12 protein-coding genes and 1 pseudogene are annotated in these 17444 nt (G+C 72.7%); 7 read left to right on the forward strand and 6 right to left on the reverse strand.

Annotated elements, in window-relative coordinates; all coding sequences use genetic code 11:
- The 3 genes from sucB to Q6969_RS05500 all read right to left on the reverse strand — a co-directional run.
- Nucleotides 1-1421, reverse strand: a 1421-nt coding sequence (sucB, locus tag Q6969_RS05490) for a 2-oxoglutarate dehydrogenase, E2 component, dihydrolipoamide succinyltransferase (protein WP_317229529.1), incomplete at its 3' end; no start/stop codon positions are given.
- A 60-nt stretch (nucleotides 1422-1481) separates the two neighbouring features.
- The gene (gene lpdA / locus Q6969_RS05495) at nucleotides 1482-2855 is read right to left on the reverse strand and encodes a dihydrolipoyl dehydrogenase (RefSeq protein WP_317229530.1); all 1374 of its coding nucleotides are present in this window, start codon (nucleotides 2853-2855) and stop codon (nucleotides 1482-1484) included.
- Between the two features lie 91 nt (nucleotides 2856-2946).
- Nucleotides 2947-4455, reverse strand: coding sequence for a leucyl aminopeptidase (locus Q6969_RS05500; RefSeq protein WP_317229531.1), 1509 nt, complete (start codon nucleotides 4453-4455; stop codon nucleotides 2947-2949).
- Nucleotides 4456-4634: 179 nt separating this feature from the next.
- Here Q6969_RS05500 and Q6969_RS05505 point away from each other — a divergent pair, with 179 nt between their 5' ends.
- The 5 genes from Q6969_RS05505 (at nucleotide 4635) to Q6969_RS05525 (ending at nucleotide 10722) form a co-directional block, all read left to right on the forward strand.
- Nucleotides 4635-5555 (forward strand): PAC2 family protein, encoded by a 921-nt coding sequence (locus tag Q6969_RS05505; protein ID WP_317229532.1) that lies wholly within the window; start codon nucleotides 4635-4637, stop codon nucleotides 5553-5555.
- Between the two features lie 120 nt (nucleotides 5556-5675).
- Nucleotides 5676-7001, forward strand: a complete 1326-nt coding sequence (locus Q6969_RS05510) for an MFS transporter (protein ID WP_317229533.1) — start codon at nucleotides 5676-5678, stop codon at nucleotides 6999-7001.
- Nucleotides 7002-7234: 233 nt separating this feature from the next.
- On the forward strand, nucleotides 7235-8707 hold the full coding sequence (locus tag Q6969_RS05515) for an RNA polymerase sigma factor (protein ID WP_317229534.1): 1473 nt from the start codon (nucleotides 7235-7237) through the stop codon (nucleotides 8705-8707).
- A 3-nt stretch (nucleotides 8708-8710) separates the two neighbouring features.
- Nucleotides 8711-9991 (forward strand): MurT ligase domain-containing protein, encoded by a 1281-nt coding sequence (locus tag Q6969_RS05520; RefSeq protein ID WP_317229535.1) that lies wholly within the window; start codon nucleotides 8711-8713, stop codon nucleotides 9989-9991.
- Nucleotides 9988-10722, forward strand: coding sequence for a glutamine amidotransferase (locus Q6969_RS05525; RefSeq protein ID WP_317229536.1), 735 nt, complete (start codon nucleotides 9988-9990; stop codon nucleotides 10720-10722). Before Q6969_RS05520 ends, Q6969_RS05525 begins: the two co-directional genes overlap by 4 nt.
- 100 nt (nucleotides 10723-10822) lie before the next feature.
- On the opposite strand, the gene Q6969_RS05530 is transcribed toward Q6969_RS05525, so the two are convergent.
- Nucleotides 10823-11050 (reverse strand): hypothetical protein, encoded by a 228-nt coding sequence (locus tag Q6969_RS05530; RefSeq protein WP_012038337.1) that lies wholly within the window; start codon nucleotides 11048-11050, stop codon nucleotides 10823-10825.
- Nucleotides 11051-11262: 212 nt separating this feature from the next.
- On the opposite strand from Q6969_RS05530, the gene Q6969_RS05535 reads away from it, so the two are divergent.
- A complete protein-coding gene (locus tag Q6969_RS05535) occupies nucleotides 11263-13341 on the forward strand; it encodes a DNA topoisomerase IV subunit B (protein ID WP_317229537.1) in 2079 nt (692 codons plus the stop codon).
- Between the two features lie 84 nt (nucleotides 13342-13425).
- Here Q6969_RS05535 and Q6969_RS05540 read toward each other — a convergent pair whose 3' ends face one another.
- The gene (locus Q6969_RS05540) at nucleotides 13426-15972 is read right to left on the reverse strand and encodes a DNA topoisomerase IV subunit A (protein ID WP_317229538.1); all 2547 of its coding nucleotides are present in this window, start codon (nucleotides 15970-15972) and stop codon (nucleotides 13426-13428) included.
- Between the two features lie 69 nt (nucleotides 15973-16041).
- On the opposite strand from Q6969_RS05540, the gene Q6969_RS05545 reads away from it, so the two are divergent.
- Entirely contained in the window at nucleotides 16042-17181 is a 1140-nt protein-coding gene (locus Q6969_RS05545) for an alkaline phosphatase family protein (RefSeq protein ID WP_317229539.1), read from the forward strand.
- A gap of 81 nt (nucleotides 17182-17262) precedes the next feature.
- On the opposite strand, the pseudogene Q6969_RS05550 reads toward Q6969_RS05545, so the two are convergent.
- Nucleotides 17263-17444: pseudogene (locus Q6969_RS05550) on the reverse strand (DUF3071 domain-containing protein); the annotation flags it as partial.

Here is a 17444-nt window from a genome sequence, read left to right on the forward strand (position 1 = left end):
CCCGCCTCGAGGCGGTTCTTCACGGCCACGAGGAACCGCGAGGCGTCCGCACCGTCCACGATGCGGTGGTCGTACGACAGGGCGAGGTAGACCGTCGACCGGATGGCGATGGTGTCCTGGCCGTCCGCCGTGATGACCACGGGACGCTTGGTGACGATGCCGGTCCCGAGGATGGCCGACTGGGGAAGGAACACCACGGGGGTGTCGAAGAGCGCGCCGCGCGAACCGGTGTTGGTCAGCGTGAACGTGCCCCCCGCCAGCTCGTCCGGCGACAGCTTGTTGTCGCGCGTGCGGGCCGCGAGGTCCGCGATCTCGGACGCGAACTGGGCGAGGTTCTTGCCCTCGGCGTTCTTGACCACGGGCGTCAGCAGCCCGCGCTCGGTGTCCACCGCGATGCTGATGTTCTCGTGGTCGGGGTAGACGATGCTGTCGCCGTCGACCGTGGCGTTCACGACCGGGTACGCCTTGAGCGCCTCGGCGGCGGCCAGCGCGAAGAAGGGCAGGAACGAGAGCTTCACGCCGGTCGTCTCGAGGAAGTCGCCCTTCACGCGGTCGCGGAAGCGGGCCACCTTCGTGACGTCGACCTCCACCACGGAGGTGAGCTGCGCGGTGGACTGCATGGAGACCACGGCGCGATCGGCGATGAGCTTGCGCATGCGCGACATCTTGGCCGTCGTGCCGCGCAGCGGGGAGGTCTCCAGGGGTGCCGCCGCCGGGGTCGCCGGAGCGGACGCCGCCGGAGCGCTGGACTTCGCGGCCGCCGCCTCGGCGGCGGCGAGGACGTCCTCCTTGCGGATGCGGCCACCGACGCCGGTGCCGGTCACGGCGGAGATGTCCACGCCGCGCTCGTTGGCGAGCTTGCGCACCAGCGGCGTCACGTAGCCGGCGTTGCCGGACGTGGGAGCAGCGGCGGGCGCGGCGGCAGCCGGAGCCGGAGCTGCGGCGGGAGCAGGAGCCGCTGCGGCGGGAGCGGCGGGCGCGGGAGCCGCGGTCTCCTCCGGTGCAGGCGCCTTCTGCTCGGCAGCCGGAGCGGGCTCCGGCTCGACGGGCGCGGGGGCCTCGGCGTCGTCATCCGCCTCCGTGGACGGCGTCACCTGGTCCTCGACGGTCTCCTCGGCCGGGGCCTCGGTCTGCTGCTCCTCGGCTGCGGCTGCGGGCTCCTCGGCGGAGGCGTCGCCGCCCGATCCGTCGCCGATGCGCACGAGGACGGCCCCCACCTCGACGGTCTCGTCCTCCTGGACGAGGATCTCCTCGATGATGCCCGCGACGGGGGAGGGGATCTCCGTGTCGACCTTGTCGGTCGACACCTCGAGGAGGGGCTCGTCGACCTCGACGTGGTCGCCGACGTTCTTCAGCCAGCGGGTCACCGTGCCCTCGGTGACGCTCTCGCCGAGTGCGGGGAGGTTGACGGATTCGCTCATGGGGTTGTCTCCTTCAGGCCCGACTCCGGACCCGGCTCGTGTGTCGGTGTTGACGGGGTGCTAGAGGGCGTGCAGCGGGGTGCCGGCGAGTGCCAGGTGGGCCTCGCCGAGCGCCTCGTTCTGGGTGGGGTGGGCGTGCACCAGGTTGGCGACGTCCTCGGGGTAGGCCTCCCAGTTCACGATGAGCTGGCCCTCGCCGATGAGCTCGCCGACGCGCGCCCCGATCATGTGGATGCCGACGACCGGGCCGTCCTGGACGCGGACGACCTTGACGGATCCGGCCGTGCCGATGATCGAGCTCTTGCCGTTGCCGCCGAGGTTGTACTCGTAGCTCGAGATCTTGTCGGCGCCGAACTTCTCGGCCGCCTTCGCCTCGCTGTAGCCGACGCTCGCGACCTCGGGGTCGGAGTAGGTGACCTTGGGGATGTTGATGTCCTCGACGACCACGGGCTTGTTGCCCGCGATCTCCTCGGCGACGAAGATGCCCTGCTGGAAGCCGCGGTGCGCGAGCTGCAGGCCGGGCACGATGTCGCCGACGGCGTAGACGCCGGGGACGCTGGTCTGGAGGCGCTCGTCCGTGAGGACGAAGCCGCGGTCCGTGCGCACGCCGGCCTCCTCGAATCCGAGGCCCTGCGTCGCCGGGCCGCGGCCCACGGCGACGAGCAGGATGTCGGCGTCGTAGGAGGTGCCGTCCTCGAGCGTCACCTGGACGCCCTGGTCGTCCTGCGTGACCGACTTGAACCGCACGCCCAACGAGAAGGCGATGCCGCGCTTGCGGAACGCGCGCTCGAACTGCTTGCTGATCGACTCCTCCTCGTTCGGGACGAGGTGGGGCAGGGCCTCGATGATCTGCACGTCCACGCCGAACGAGCGCCAGACGGATGCGAACTCGACGCCGATGACGCCGCCGCCGAGGATGGCGACCTTCTTGGGGATGTAGTCGAGCTCGAGGGCCTGCTCGCTGGTGATGACCCGGCCGCCGATCTCGAGGCCGGGGAGCGTGCGGGAGTACGAGCCCGTGGCGAGGACGATGCTCGTGCCGGTGATGGTCTGGTCGCCGACCTGGACGGTGGTGCCGGAGGTCAGGCGTCCCTCACCCTCGATGACGGTGATGCCGCGAGCCTTGATGAGGCCCTGGAGGCCCTTGTACTTGCTGGCGACGATGGCCTCGCGGTAGGCGGTGACGCGCGCGATGTCCACGCCGTCGAAGGTGACGTTGACGCCGTACTTCTCCGACTCCCGGGAGACGTCGGCCACCTCGGCCGAGTGCAGGAGCGCCTTGGTGGGGATGCAGCCGCGGTGGAGGCAGGTGCCGCCGAGCTTGCCCTTCTCCACGAGGCCCACGGTCTTGCCCAGCTGAACCGCACGGAGGGCGGCTGCGTAGCCACCGCTCCCGCCGCCGAGCACCACCACGTCAAAGTTCTGTTCCGACACCCAGGATCTCCCTCGTATGCATCAAGGTCGTCTCATGCGACCGCCCGACCGGGCAGGCGCGGGACCCCCTCAGGAGGCCTCTCCGAGCCTACTACGCGCGGGAAAAACCGGCGGCCAGGGCGAGGAGCGTCCGCACCGAGACACCGGTCGGGCCCTTGCCCGTGAAGCCGTGGCCGCCGCCCTTGTTGTGCGACGGACCGGCGATGTCGATGTGCGCCCAGGGGATGCGCGGCGAGCCCTCCGCGTCGTCGGTGCGGCCGACGAACTCCTGGAGGAACACGCCCGCGACGAGCATCCCGCCGGCCGGGTTGCCCGGCTTGACGTTGGCGATGTCCGCGATGTCCGAGTTGAGGAGCGCGCGCATCTCCTCGGGCAGGGGCATCCCCCACATGCTCTCGCCCTGGTCGCGCGCGGCGTCGAGGAGTCGGGCGACGAGCGCGTCCTCGCCCATGACGGCGGAGTACCGCTCGCCGAGCGCCACGACCTGCGCACCGGTGAGCGTGGCGATGTCGACGATGGCGTCGGGGTGCTCCTCGCTCGCCGCGACGATGCCGTCGGCCATGACCAGCCGGCCCTCCGCATCGGTGTTCAGCACCTCGACGGTCGTCCCACCGCGCATCCTCAGGACGTCGTCCGGGCGGATGGCGGAGCCCGAGGGCATGTTCTCGGCGATGCACAGCCAGGCGGTGAGTCGGACGGGGAGCTGGAGCCGGGCCGCGGCGACGACGACCTCGAGGATCGTGGCGGCGCCGGTCATGTCGTACTTCATGCCGATCATGGGCACCGCGGGCTTCAGCGAGATGCCGCCGGTGTCGTAGGTGATGCCCTTGCCCACGAGCGCGAGGTGCCGCGTGGCGCCGGCGGGGGAGTAGGCGACCTTCACTAGCCGGGGCGGGCGCGTCGACCCCTGCCCGACGCCCAGGATGCCGCCGAAGCCGTCCGCCGCCAGTGCGTCCTCGTCCCAGACGCGGACGTCGACGGGCAGCCCGGCCGTGCGCTCGTGGACCGCGTCCACGAACGTCGCGGGGTACAGGTCGAGCGGCGGGGTGTTGACCAGGTCCTTGGTGCCCGCGACCGCCCCGGCGACGGCGGTGGCGCGCGCCACCGCCTCGTCGGCGTCCTCCGCCGTCCAGGCTCCGCCCGCGTCGAGGACGACGACGGCGGAGGCCCGTGGCCTCTGCCCGGCCAGCGAGTCGCGGCGGTAGGCGTCGAAGGAGTAGACGCCGAGGGCGGCGCCCTCGAGGACGGCGGTGAGCTCCGCGAGCGACGCGACGGGGACCGCCACGGCGACGCGCGCGACACCGCGCAGCTGCCGCAGGGCGGTGCCGACGGCGTACCGCAGGACGACCGCGTCGACCGGCGCCGAGCCGAGGCCCACGAGGGCGATCGCGCGCGCCGCCGTACCCGTGCCGGGGACGCGCACGACCTCGTCGCGGGCTCCCGTCACGCCGATGGCGGTCAGGCCCTCCGCATCGAGCTCGACGCCCTCGGGCGCGTGCACGCGGATCCCCTCCTTCTCGCTGGAGACGGCGACGACGAGGACGTCCGCCTCCACGTCGGCAGCACGGTCGGGGGACACGGAGAGAGTGGGGAGGGTCATGGGCGCCGAGCCTACCGAGGCGCCGTGGGCACCACGGCCGTGCCAGCCGCGCCGGCCGCGTCGGCACTGCCCCCTCTCCGGAGCCCACCCGCGGGAGGGGACGATGTGTTCGCTCTCGGCACCACGGACCGCGTCCCGTCCGGCCGGTACCGGTCGAGGGCCGGCTCTAGAGTTGGGGCATGGCTGACGCGGACGGACTGTACGAGATCGACACGGACATCGGCGAGGTGCCGACCGGCCTGCCCCTGGTCGCCGGCCTGACCGGCTTCTCCGACGCGGGCTCCGGCGTATCGCAGGTCAGCGAGTACCTCCTGAGCACGCTCAGCCACCGCGACGTCCTGCGCTTCGACACGGACACGCTGCTCGACTACCGCGCCCGCCGCCCCACCATCTACTTCGACCAGGACCACCTCGCCGACTACCGGCCCGCCCGCCTCGCCCTCTACCTGGCGCACGACGAGATCGGCCAGCCGTTCCTCCTGCTCACGGGCTTCGAGCCCGACTTCCGCTGGGAGGCGTTCACGGCCGCGGTGCTCGGCATCGTCGACCGGTACCGCATCTCCACCACCACGTGGGTGCACAGCATCCCCATGCCGGTCCCGCACACCCGCGACATCAACGTCACGGTCAGCGGGAACCGCACCGAGCTCATCGACGCGCTCAGCGTCTGGAAGCCGCACACCCAGGTCCCGGCGAACGCGCTGCACCTGGTGGAGCACCGCCTGCACGACGCCGGCCACCCGGTCGCCGGCTTCGTTCTCCTCGTGCCCCACTACCTCGCCGACACGGAGTTCCCCCTCGCCGCGGTCGCGGCCCTCGAGAGCATCAGCGCGGCCACCGGCCTCATCTTCCCCACCGACCGCCTCCGGGAGGAGGGCCGCGACTTCGTGGGACGGATCGACGAGCAGGTAGCCGGCAACCAGGAGCTCGCGCGCCTCGTGACCACGCTGGAGGAGCGCTACGACAGCTACATGGAGGACACGCCCCTGAAGTCCCCGCTGACCGACGAGGACGGGGCGCTGCCCACGGCGGACGAGATCGCCGCGGAGCTGGAGAAGTTCCTCGCGCGCCGTCGGCCGGCCGACGGCGACCCCGCCTGATCCCGGCGTCCCGCCGCGCACGGCCGACCGCGGACGCGCATCCCCCGGGCGCCGGCCCGTGACGGGACGCCGCCCGGCGACGACGACGGCGGCAACCGCAGCGCCGGTATCCTCATCCCGATGACCAGCACACGTCGCGCCCGCATCGTCCTCGGAGTCGCGATGGTGGCGTACCTCTCCTCCGTGCTCCAGCGCGGATCCCTCGGGATCGCGTCGGTGGAGGCGGGGGAGCGGTTCCACGCGTCGGCCTCCCTCCTGTCGACGCTCGCGGTGACGCAGCTGGTGGTCTACGCGGCGCTGCAGATCCCCGTGGGCGTGCTCATCGACCGCATCGGCCCGCGGGCGCTGCTGGCGAGCGGCGCCCTGCTGATGGTGGCGGGCCAGGCGACCCTGGCGCTCTCGACGTCCCTCGAGGTCGCCGTGGTCGGGCGGATGCTGGTCGGCGCGGGCGACGCCATGACCTTCGTGTCGGGCCTGCGCCTCATCAACTCGTGGTTCTCGGGACCCCGGGTGCCCGTGCTCTCCCAGTGGTTCGCGAACGTCGGGCAGCTCGGCCAGGTCCTGTCGGCCGTGCCCCTCTCCCTCGTGCTGCACACGGCCGGGTGGACGCCCGCCTTCCTCGGCTCGGCGTCCGTGGCCGTCGTCGCGTTCATCGCCGTCGTGGTCGCCGTCCGCGACCGCCCGGCCGGCGACCCGCCGCCCCCGCGCGTCCCCTGGGGCGACTCCATGCGCGAGCTCGGCCGGAGCCTCCGCCGACCGGGGACGCAGCTGGGCTTCTGGTCCCACTTCGTCACCCAGTCCTCCGGCGTGATGTTCAGCCTCCTATGGGGGTTCCCGTTCCTCGTCGGCGGGCTGGGCTACAGCCCGGCGCTCGCATCCGCGCTCCTCATCGCCATCGTGGCGTCGGGCATGGTCGTCGGGCCCGTCATCGGGATCCTCACGGGACGCTTCCCCTTCCGGCGGTCGAACCTGGTGCTCGGCATCGTCGCCATGATGGGCGTCGCCTGGGCCGTCCTGCTGCTCTGGCCGGGGGTGCCGCCGCTCGCGGTCGTGGTGCTCGTCGTCGTCGCCATCGGCATCGGCGGCCCCGGATCCCAGGTCGGGCTCGACTTCGCCCGCACCTTCAACCCGCCGCGGAGCCTCGGCGCGGCGTCCGGGATCGTCAACGTCGCGGGCTTCACCGCGAGCTTCACGATGATGCTGCTGATCGGCATCGCCCTCGACGTGCAGGATGCGGTCCGCGTCGCCGGCGGGGCCCCCGGCGACCTCTACGCGTTCGACTCGTTCCGCGTCGCCTTCGCCGTCCAGTACCTCATCGTCGGCTTCGGGGCGGTCATGCTCGTCCGGACGCGACGGCGCACGCGCCGGGTGCTGGCCGACGAGGGAATACGCGTGGGGCCGCTGTGGGTTGCCTACATCGACAGGCGACGCCGGCGCCGCGCGTGACATCGCCCGTCACGCTGCGACCACGTGGCTCGTCCGCGCGCCCATCCGTGCAATAATCAGCTACGGACCCGTTCATGTCCTGCATCTCGCACCACCCCGGTGGTGCACGAGCCGCGGACTTGACATGGGTCCTAGCAATGTCCGAAAACAACCCCGACCCACCTCCGGCAGGTCACCCCGCAGCGAGATCGCGGAGCGCGCGACCGGTCGTCGTGGGGACGAAAGGTGTTCGCATGGCCACCCCCTCCACCCCGTCCGCCACCCTGGACGCGGCTGCCGCGACCAGCACGGCCGACGACGCCGCGACGGGTGAGGCGAAGGCACCCGCGAAGCGCGCCCCCGCCCGCAAGGCCGCCGCGCCCAAGACCGCGGCCGCCAAGGCCCCCACCAAGGCCGCCGCGGCGAAGGCCGCGGCGGCAGCCGCAGCCGCTGACGACACCGCCGCCGAGACCGGTGACGCGGACGCCGTCGCGCCCGCGAAGGCGCCGACCGCCCGTGCCAAGGCCGCCGCCGCCAAGAAGGTCGCCGCCGCAGCGGGGGACGCCGTGCCCGCCAAGGCGCCGCGCAAGACCGCCGCCAAGAAGACCGCCGCCGCGGGACCCGGAGAGGCCTCCGACGACGAGGGCGACGAGGTCGTCGTCCCCGTGGCCGAGGACGACTCGGAGGACGAGGCCGTCGAGGAGGGCGGCACCGTCACCCCGCCCGTCGTGCTCGAGCCCCTGCCGACCGGCGCCATGGTGCTGTCGAACAAGGAGGAGGACGAGGACGTCCCCGTCTACTCGACGACCATCACGGGCGCGACCGCCGACCCGGTCAAGGACTACCTGAAGCAGATCGGCAAGGTGGCGCTCCTCAACGCCGCCGAGGAGGTCGAGCTGGCCATGCGCATCGAGGCGGGCCTGTTCGCCGAGGACAAGCTGGCGAACACCCCGGGCATCTCCCGCGAGCTCGAGCGCGAGCTGCGCTGGGTCGCCCGCGACGGGCAGCGTGCCAAGAGCCACCTCCTCGGAGCCAACCTCCGCCTGGTGGTCAGCCTCGCGAAGCGCTACACGGGTCGCGGGATGCAGTTCCTCGACCTCATCCAGGAGGGCAACCTGGGGCTCATCCGCGCGGTCGAGAAGTTCGACTACACCAAGGGCTTCAAGTTCTCCACCTATGCCACCTGGTGGATCCGCCAGGCCATCACCCGTGCCATGGCCGACCAGGCGCGCACCATCCGCATCCCCGTGCACATGGTCGAGGTCATCAACAAGCTCGCCCGCGTGCAGCGCCAGATGCTCCAGGACCTGGGTCGCGAGCCCACGCCCGAGGAGCTGTCGCGGGAGCTCGACATGACGCCCGAGAAGGTCATCGAGGTGCAGAAGTACGGCCGCGAGCCCATCTCGCTGCACACGCCGCTCGGCGAGGACGGCGACAGCGAGTTCGGCGACCTCATCGAGGACACCGAGGCCGTGGTCCCCGCGGACGCGGTCGGCTTCACCATGCTGCAGAAGCAGCTCGAGTCCCTGCTCGACTCCCTCTCCGAGCGGGAGGCGGGCGTCATCCGCATGCGCTTCGGCCTGGGTGACGGCATGCCGAAGACGCTCGACCAGATCGGCGACACGTTCGGCGTCACGCGTGAGCGCATCCGCCAGATCGAGTCGAAGACCATGGCCAAGCTCCGCCACCCGTCGCGCTCGCAGTCGCTGCGCGACTACCTCGAGTAGGCCGTGCCCCTGCGCCTCGCCGTCGCCGCAGGACGGGCCGCCCGCTGGGCCGCCCGTCTCCGCGGCGGCGGTTCCGCCGTGCCCGGCGTCGTCGCCCTCCGCCTCGAGCCCCGCTTCCTGGAGCGGACGATCGCCGACCTCCCGCACGGCGTCGTCGCCGTCACGGGATCCAACGGCAAGTCGACGACCACCCACATGCTCACCGGCATCCTGCGGGCCCACGGCCTGCGCGTGTTCACGAACCCCTCCGGGGGGAACCTGCCGCAGGGCATCGCGTCGGCCGTGCTCGCCGACGCCGACGCCTCCGGCCGGCTCGACGCCGACGTGGCCGTGCTCGAGGTCGACGAGGCCTACGGCGTCGCGCTCTCGGCGCTGCTCACGCCGCGGACCGTCCTGCTGCTCAACATCCAGATCGACCAGCTGAACCGCTTCCACGAGCCCGACCGGGTCGTCGGCATGCTCGAGCGGATCGCCGCCACGGCGACCGAGGCGGTCGTCGCCAACCGCGACGACGCCCACGTCAACGCCATCGCGGCGCACACCGCTCGGGCCGGTGCCCAGGCCGTCGACTGGTTCGGCGTGTCCGAGGAGCTCCTCGGCGACAGCAAGCACGGGCTCGCGTCCGCCCCGCGGTTCGGCTCGGAGGCCCCGGACCTCGTCCACGTGGCCGCGGGCGTCGAGGCCGTCGCGCTGGCAGGTCGCGAGGCCGTGTTCCGGCTGCCGTCCGGCGACCTGCCCGTGTCCCTCCCCTCCCGCGGCCTGCACTACGCGGTCGACGCCGCGGGCGCGCTCGCCACCGCGCGCCGCGTGCTCGGGGAGCGCTTCGACCCGCGGCTCGCGGCCGAGGGGCTCGGGTCCGTCGCGGCCGTGTACGGACGCGGCGAGATGCTGCGCGCGGGCGACGAGGACATCGAGATCATCATGATGAAGAACCCCGCGAGCCTGCAGATGAACCTCGACGCGCTGGGCGACCCGCCGGAGCAGGTGCTGCTCGCCGTGGACGACGGCACTCCCGACCCGTCGTGGATCTACGACACCGACCTGTCCGCGCTGACCCACGCCGACGTCGTGTCCGGCACGAAGGGCTACCAGCTCGCCGTCCGCTTCGGCTACGAGGGCCTCGAGGTGGGGCGCGTCGAGCCCGACCTCCGTCGTGCGGTCTCGGCGTTCCTCGCCCTGGAGAAGCCGTCGCGCGGGGTCAAGACCATGATCGTCAACTACGAGCAGATGATGGCCATCCGCCGCATCCTCGGCTACACGGACCTCGAGGGAGGACCCGCGTGAGCGACGCCCTGCGCATCCTCCACCTCTATCCCGAGGAGCTCGGCATCAACGGCGACCGCGGCAACGTAACGGTGCTGGTGGAGCGCGCGCGCATCCGCGGCATCCGCACCGAGGTCGTGCGGCACGCGCCGGGAGGAGGGCACCCCGGGGACGCCGACCTCGTCATCGCGGGGTCCGGGCCGTTGACGGCCCAGCGCGCCGTGCTCCCGGACCTCGTCTCCCACGCACCGCACCTCATCGCGCTGCAGGCCTCCGGAGTCCCCGTCCTCGCCGTCGGCGGCGGGCTCCAGCTGCTGGGGGAGTCCGTCCGGCTCGCCGACGGCGGCGAGCTGGTCGGCGCCGGGGTCCTCCCGGTGCGGACGACGCTGACGGCCGAACGCCGCGTGGGGGACCTCGTCCTCAACACCCCGGACGGGGAGCTCGTCGGCTACGAGAACCACGGATCGACGCTCGACATCGGCGCGCACGCTCCCCTCGGGACAGTCCGCGCGGGGTTCGGCAACTCTGGGCAGGGCGGCGGTGAGGGCGTGCGCGTCGGCGCCTCGATCGGCACCCACCTCGGCGGGCCGGTGCTGGCGCTCAACCCGCGCCTCGCCGACGAGCTCCTCGCAGCGGCGCTCGCACGGCACGGACGCGAGCTGCCCGCCGACATCTCCGGCGTCCTCGACCGCCTCGACGGGTGGGCGCGCGAGGCGCGCGCCACCGTCATGGCACGGCCCGCGCACTACTAGCACGCGCCGGCCGGTCGGGGCCGGGCATGGCGAAGGGCGCATCCCCCGCGGGGGATGCGCCCTTCGTCGTGCGTCGGCCGGAGCCTCGGCGCGTGGCGCCCTAGGCGCGCTCGTCGAGCAGGCGGCTCGACTCGTCATGCCAGCTCGTCGCGATGGCCGACAGCTTCTCCTGGTACTTCTTGCCGTGGTGGGCGCAGAAGAGGAGCTCGGAGCTGTTGACCTCGACTCGGATGTAGGCCTGTGCGCCGCAGCTGTCGCAGCGGTCGTTGGCGGTGAGCTGGTGGTTGTCGAGCTCGTCCACGGGACGCTCGGTGGCGGTCGGTGTCATGTGATGCTCCCCTCCGGGTCGGGTCTGGGTCGAGCCGAATGCGTCAAGTACACCACGTGCTCCTGGGTGCCGGCCCACCCTGCGGCCGCCGTTTCGCTCTGCGCGTAGGCGCAGGCCGGGGACGGCGGGTCGGAGGGGGAGGCACCGGGCGGCGGTTAAGATCGACACCGGCTCGCGTCCGGCGATCGCCGGACGCACATGGAGGACAGCACGTGGCAGCATCCGATTATTCCGCCCGCCATCTCTCCGTCCTCGAGGGGCTCGAGGCGGTGCGCAAGCGGCCCGGCATGTACATCGGATCCACCGACTCGCGCGGGCTCATGCACTGCCTGTGGGAGATCATCGACAACAGCGTCGACGAGGCGCTCGGCGGCCACGGCGACCGGATCGACGTGCGGCTGCACCCGGACGGCAGCGTCGAGGTGCGCGACACCGCACGCGGCGTCCCCGTCGACATCGAGCCGAAGACGGGACTGTCGGGCGTCGAGGTCGTCTTCACGAAGCTCCACGCGGGCGGCAAGTTCGGATCCGGCTCCTACGCCTCGTCCGGCGGGCTCCACGGTGTGGGCGCCTCCGTCGTGAACGCGCTGTCGGAGCGCCTGGACGTGGAGGTGGACCGCGGCGGACGCACCCACGCCATGTCGTTCCGCCGCGGCGAGCCCGGCATCTTCGACGACCAGGGCGAGCCCAGCCCCGACGCCCCGTTCCGCCCCTTCACGTCGGGGAGCGAGCTGCGGGTCGTCGGGAAGGTGCGCAAGGGCGTCACGGGCACGCGCATCCGCTACTGGGCCGATCGGCAGATCTTCACCCGCGGGGCGTCCTTCCTCACCGAGGAGCTCCTCGGTCGTGCGCGGCAGACCGCCTTCCTGGTGCCGGGGCTCAGCATCGACATCGAGGACCTCCACGGGGAGCAGCCGGTGCGGGAGTCCTTCCGCTTCGACGGGGGCATCGCCGAGTTCGTCGACCACCTCGCCGTCGACGCGCCGCTCACCGACACCTGGCGGCTCGAGGGGTCCGGCACCTTCACCGAGACGGTCCCCGTCCTCACCGACGGCGGCGCCATGGTGCCGACGGAGCTCACCCGGGAGTGCGCGGTCGACATCGCGCTGCGCTGGGGCACGGGCTACGACACCCGGTTCAAGTCGTTCGTCAACATCATCGCCACGCCCAAGGGCGGCACCCACCAGGCCGGGTTCGAGGCGGGGCTGCTCAAGTACGTCCGCGCCCAGGTGGAGGCCAACGCCCGGCGGCTGAAGGTCGGCACCGACAAGCTCGAGAAGGACGACGTGCTCGCGGGGCTCACCGCCGTGCTCACCGTGCGCTTCCCCGAGCCGCAGTTCGAGGGCCAGACGAAGGAGGTCCTCGGCACGCCGGCCGTCCGCGCGATCGTGTCCCAGGTCGTCCAGAAGGCCATGGCCGAGCGCTTCGCGTCGACGCGCCGGGAGGACAGGGCGCAGACCGCCGTGCTGCTCGAGAAGGTCGTCGGGGAGATGAAGTCGCGGATCTCCGCGCGCACGCACAAGGAGACGCAGCGCCGGAAGAACGCCCTGGAGTCCTCGTCCCTCCCCGCGAAGCTCGTCGACTGCCGCTCGAACGACGTCGCCAACAGCGAGCTCTTCATCGTGGAGGGCGACTCCGCCCTCGGGACGGCGAAGCTCGCGCGGGACAGCGAGTACCAGGCGCTCCTGCCGATCCGGGGGAAGATCCTCAACGTGCAGAAGGCGTCGCTGCCCGACATGCTCTCGAACACCGAGTGCGCGTCGATCATCCAGGTGCTGGGGGCCGGTTCCGGCCGCACGTTCGACCTGTCGGCGGCGCGCTACGGGAAGATCATCATCATGAGCGACGCCGACGTCGACGGCGCCCACATCCGCACGCTGCTGCTCACCCTCTTCTTCCGCTACATGCGGCCCATGATCGACGAGGGCCGCGTGTTCGCCGCCGTGCCGCCGTTGCACCGCGTCGTGATCATGAACCCGGGCTCCAAGCCCAACGAGGTCGTCTACACGTACTCCGAGCGCGAGCTCGCGGCGGTGCTGGCGCAGGCCAAGCGGCAGGGGAAGCGGTACCAGGACCCGATCCAGCGCTACAAGGGCCTCGGGGAGATGGACGCGGACCAGCTGGCGACGACGACCATGGACCGCCGCAACCGCACCCTGCGCCGGGTGCGGGTGGACGACGCGGAGGCGGCGACGCGCATGTTCGAGCTGCTCATGGGCAACGACGTGGCACCGCGCAAGGAGTTCATCATCGACGGCGCGGGCACGGTGCGCGACCGCATCGACGTCTGACGGGAGGCGCGGGAGCCCCGGACGCCGGACGGCCGCGGACCCCGGGGTCCGCGGCCGTCCGCGCGGGGATGCCGCACCGGCGCGTCAGGTGTCGAGGGGCGCTGACCCGTCCTCCGCCGAGGGCTCGACGACGCCCACGGCCGCGCCGGACGCGGCATCCGGGGCGTCGGCGGGCGTGACGGCCTGCCCGACGCTGCCGACGGGCTTCTCGAGCGGGATGCCCGAGCCGTCCCGCTTCATGCCCGTCGGCGGCAGCTGCCGCACCTCGCCCGCGGCGCCGACCGCGAGCGCGGGGCCGGGGCCCACCCACGCCAGCGCCAGGTGGTCCTCGCCCTTCAGGTAGGCGTGCGCGCGCACGCCGCCCGTCGCGCGGCCCTTCCGCGGGAAGTCCGCGAAGGCGGAGACCTTCGCACGGCCCGGGTCCACGCCGGAGATGGTGGCGGACGACGCCGAGATGGTCACCACCTGGGCGCCCTCGGGCGCCACGGAGGAGAAGTGGACCACGCGGGCGCCCGCGCCCAGGTTGACGCCGGCCACGCCGCCGGCCTGGATGCCCTGCGGGCGGACGGAGACGGCCGGGAAGTGCAGCAGCTGCGCCTCGCTCGTGACGAACACGAGCTCGTCCGTCTCCGCGCCCTGGCGCGCGCCGACGACCTCGTCGCCCTTCTTGAGCGCGATGACCTCGTACTCCGGCTTCGCGGGCAGTGCGGACGGGGCGACGCGCTTCACGACGCCCTGGCGGGTGCCGATGGCGATCGCCTCCTCGGTGCCGAGCGCGACGAGCGCCACGACACGCTCCTTCTTGTCGGTGAGCCCGAGGTAGTCGCGGATGCGGACGCCCGCGCCGAGCTGCACGCTCGCCACCGGGACCACGGGCAGGTCTACGGGCGTCATGGTGACGAGGCGCCCCGTGCTCGTGATGGCCCCGATCCGTGTGCGGCTCGTCGTCTCGATCGCGGTGAGCACCGCGTCGTGCGAGCTGCGCCGGACGGTCTGGAGCGGCGTGCCCGGAGCGTCCGTCGGGAGGTCGACCCGCACGGCCCGGCCCGTCGTGGAGAGCAGGACCCGGCACGGCACGTCGGCGATCTCGAGCACCGGCGCGGACCGTCGGCTGGACGCCCCGGCGACGCTCGGCGCCGCTTCCGTGAGGAGGGTGCGCCGCGGCGTGCCGAAGCGGTCGGCGACCTCCTGGAGCTCGGTCGAGACGAGGGAGCGGAGCCGTCGCGGGTCGGCGAGGATCGCCTCGAGCTCCGCGATCTCGGCCTGCAGGCGGTCGCGCTCCTCCTCGAGCTCGATGCGGCTGAACCGCGTCAGCCGGCGGAGGCGGAGCTCCAGGATGTAGTCGGCCTGCAGCGTCGACAGGTCGAATACGTCCATGAGCCGAGCGCGCGCCTGCTCGGTGTCGTCGCTGCCGCGGATGACCTGGATGACCTCGTCGATGTCGAGGATCGCGATGAGGAGCCCCAGCACGAGGTGCAGGCGCTCCTGCCGCCGCGCCAGGCGGTAGCGCGTGCGCCGCGTGACGACGTCGAGGCGATGGGCCACGTAGACCTGGAGCAGCTCCGTGAGGCCCAGGGTCTGCGGGCTGCCGTCGACGAGCGCGACGTTGTTGATGCTGAACCCGTCCTCGAGCGGCGTATAGCGGTACAGCTGCTCGAGCACGGCCTCGGGGTTGAAGCCCGTCTTGATCTCGATGACCAGCCGCAGGCCGTGCGTGCGGTCGGTGAGGTCCGTCACGTTGGTGATGCCGGACAGCTTCTTGTTCTGGACGCCGTCCTTGATCTTCTCGATGACCTTCTCGGGTCCCACCAGGTACGGCAGCTCCGTGACCACGAGACCCGACTTCCGGGGCGTGAGGCTCTCGACCGAGACCCGCGCGCGGGTCTTGAAGCTGCCCCGGCCCGTGAGGTACGCGTCCTTGACGCCCTGGAGGCCGATGATGGTCCCGCCCGTGGGCAGGTCGGGACCGGGCACGAAGGCCATCAGGTCGTCGAGCGACGCATCCGGGTGGTCGATGAGGTGGCGCGCGGCGCCGACGACCTCGATGAGGTTGTGCGGCACCATGTTCGTCGCCATGCCGACGGCGATGCCGCTGGCGCCGTTGACCAGGAGCTCGGGGAACGCGGCCGGCAGGACGGAGGGCTGCATGAAGGCGTTGTCGTAGTTCGGGACGAAGTCGACGACGTCCTCGTCGAGCCCCTCCACCATCGCGAGGGCGGACGCCGCCAGGCGCGCCTCGGTGTAGCGGGGCGCGGCGGGCCCGTCGTCGAGGCTGCCGAAGTTGCCGTGGCCGTCGATGAGGGGGACGCGCAGCGTGAACGGCTGCGCCATGCGGACCATGGCGTCGTAGATCGCGGTGTCGCCGTGCGGGTGGAGCTTGCCCATCACCTCGCCGGTGACACGGGCCGACTTCACGTGCCCGCGGTCGGGGCGGAGGCCCATCTCGCTCATCTGGTAGAGGATGCGGCGCTGGACGGGCTTCAGTCCGTCGCGCGCGTCGGGCAGGGCCCGCGAGTAGATGACCGAGTACGCGTACTCGAGGAACGAGTTCTCCATCTCGGTGGAGACGTCGACGTCCTCGATCCGCTCGGCGGGCTCGTCGGGCGTGGTGTTCGTGGTGGAGGGACTCATGGACTCTCTGGGTCGGGATCGGCGTCGCTGCGCGGATGCGCGCGGGGCTGCTGTGGCAGACTGGGCCGGATGGCCCCCATGCTACCGGCGCCCGGATCCGGCCGGATGAGCCTCACCGCGGTGATGCCCGGCTGCCTCGCCGCCCTCGCGGGGGAGGAGTCGGAAGCCGGCCTCCCGCCGGTCGACCGCGCGGTCGTCGTCCTCGTCGACGGGCTCGGGTCCACCGCCCTCCGCTCCCGCGCCGGCCACGCCCGCCACCTCGTGCAGCGGTGGCGGAAGCGCGACGTCGTCGACGTCGGCTTCCCCACGACCACCGCCGCGAGCATCACGTCGCTCACCACCGGCGTCCGCGCCGGCGAGCACGGCCTCGTGGGCTACAGCGCGCTCGACCCCGCCCACGACCGGGTCATCAAGCTGCTGTCCGGGTGGGACCGGCGGAGCGTCCCCGAGGAGTGGCAGCCCGTGCCGACCGCCTTCGAGCGCGCGACGGCGGCGGGCGTGCCGGCCTACGTCGTCGGATCCGCGCGGTACGCCGGGTCCGGCTTCTCCCGCGCGGCGCTCCGCGGAGCGGCCTTCGTCCCGGCGGAGTCGATCGCCGACCGGTTCGCGACGACGCGCGCGCTCCTCGACCGGGAGCCGCGCGCGCTCGTCTACCTCTACGTCCCCGAGCTCGACCAGGCCGCGCACGCGCACGGCTGGCAGTCCGACCGCTGGCTGCGCGTCCTCGAGGAGCTGGACGCGGCCGTGGGCCCGTTCCTCGATCGCCTCCGCCCTCGCGAGGGCGCCCTGATCACCGCCGACCACGGCATCGTCGACGTTCCCGCGGAGTCCCAGGTGCTGTTCGACCGGGTGCCCGAGCTCGTCGCCAGGGTGCGTCACGTGGCGGGGGAGCCGCGCTGCCTGCACCTGCACCTGGAGCCCGGCGCGGACGCCGACGCGCTGGCCGAGGCGTGGCGGGCGTCGGAGGGCGCCCGGGCGCATGTGGCGACGCGTGCGGAGGCCGTGGCCGCCGACTGGTACGGCCCGCTGCGGGACGGGGTCGCCGCGCGCATCGGCGACGTCGTCGTCGCGACCCGCGCGCTCATCGCGTACTACGACGGACGCCCGCGCGACCAGGGCGCTCGGCGCATGGTCGGGCAGCACGGGTCGTTCTCGGACGAGGAGCGCCTGGTGCCCCTCATCCGCGCCGGCGCCTTCGCGCGCGACTGAGCCGTCCCCTCCGCCTCACGCGGCCGGGACCACGGTGCGGGAGCACGGACGGAGCCAGCTCCGAGGGCTCCCCGGGCCCGATCAGGCCAGGTGGTCGTCGTCGCTGCGCGCGCCGAACACGATCTCGTCCCAGCTCGGCATGGCCGTGCGGCCGCGGCGGCCGGACGGCTTGGCGGCGCCGCGGCCCTCGCCGGAGGCCGGCGTGCGCAGGCCCTCGTCGTCACCCTCGTCGCGCGGGCGGTCGCGGCCGGACTCGACGCGGC

Source organism: Clavibacter sp. MX14-G9D (genome assembly GCF_032917815.1).
Classification (GTDB): Bacteria; Actinomycetota; Actinomycetes; order Actinomycetales; family Microbacteriaceae; genus Clavibacter; species Clavibacter michiganensis_K.

Coding starts and splice junctions, on each gene's coding strand:
- Q6969_RS05500 (WP_317229531.1), bottom strand. CDS start 4,455: ATGACCCTCCCCACTCTCTCCGTGTCCCCCGACCGTGCTGCCGACGTG.
- Q6969_RS05515 (WP_317229534.1), top strand. CDS start 7,235: ATGGCCACCCCCTCCACCCCGTCCGCCACCCTGGACGCGGCTGCCGCG.
- Q6969_RS05510 (WP_317229533.1), top strand. CDS start 5,676: ATGACCAGCACACGTCGCGCCCGCATCGTCCTCGGAGTCGCGATGGTG.
- Q6969_RS05540 (WP_317229538.1), bottom strand. CDS start 15,972: ATGAGTCCCTCCACCACGAACACCACGCCCGACGAGCCCGCCGAGCGG.
- Q6969_RS05505 (WP_317229532.1), top strand. CDS start 4,635: ATGGCTGACGCGGACGGACTGTACGAGATCGACACGGACATCGGCGAG.
- Q6969_RS05530 (WP_012038337.1), bottom strand. CDS start 11,050: ATGACACCGACCGCCACCGAGCGTCCCGTGGACGAGCTCGACAACCAC.
- Q6969_RS05545 (WP_317229539.1), top strand. CDS start 16,042: ATGGCCCCCATGCTACCGGCGCCCGGATCCGGCCGGATGAGCCTCACC.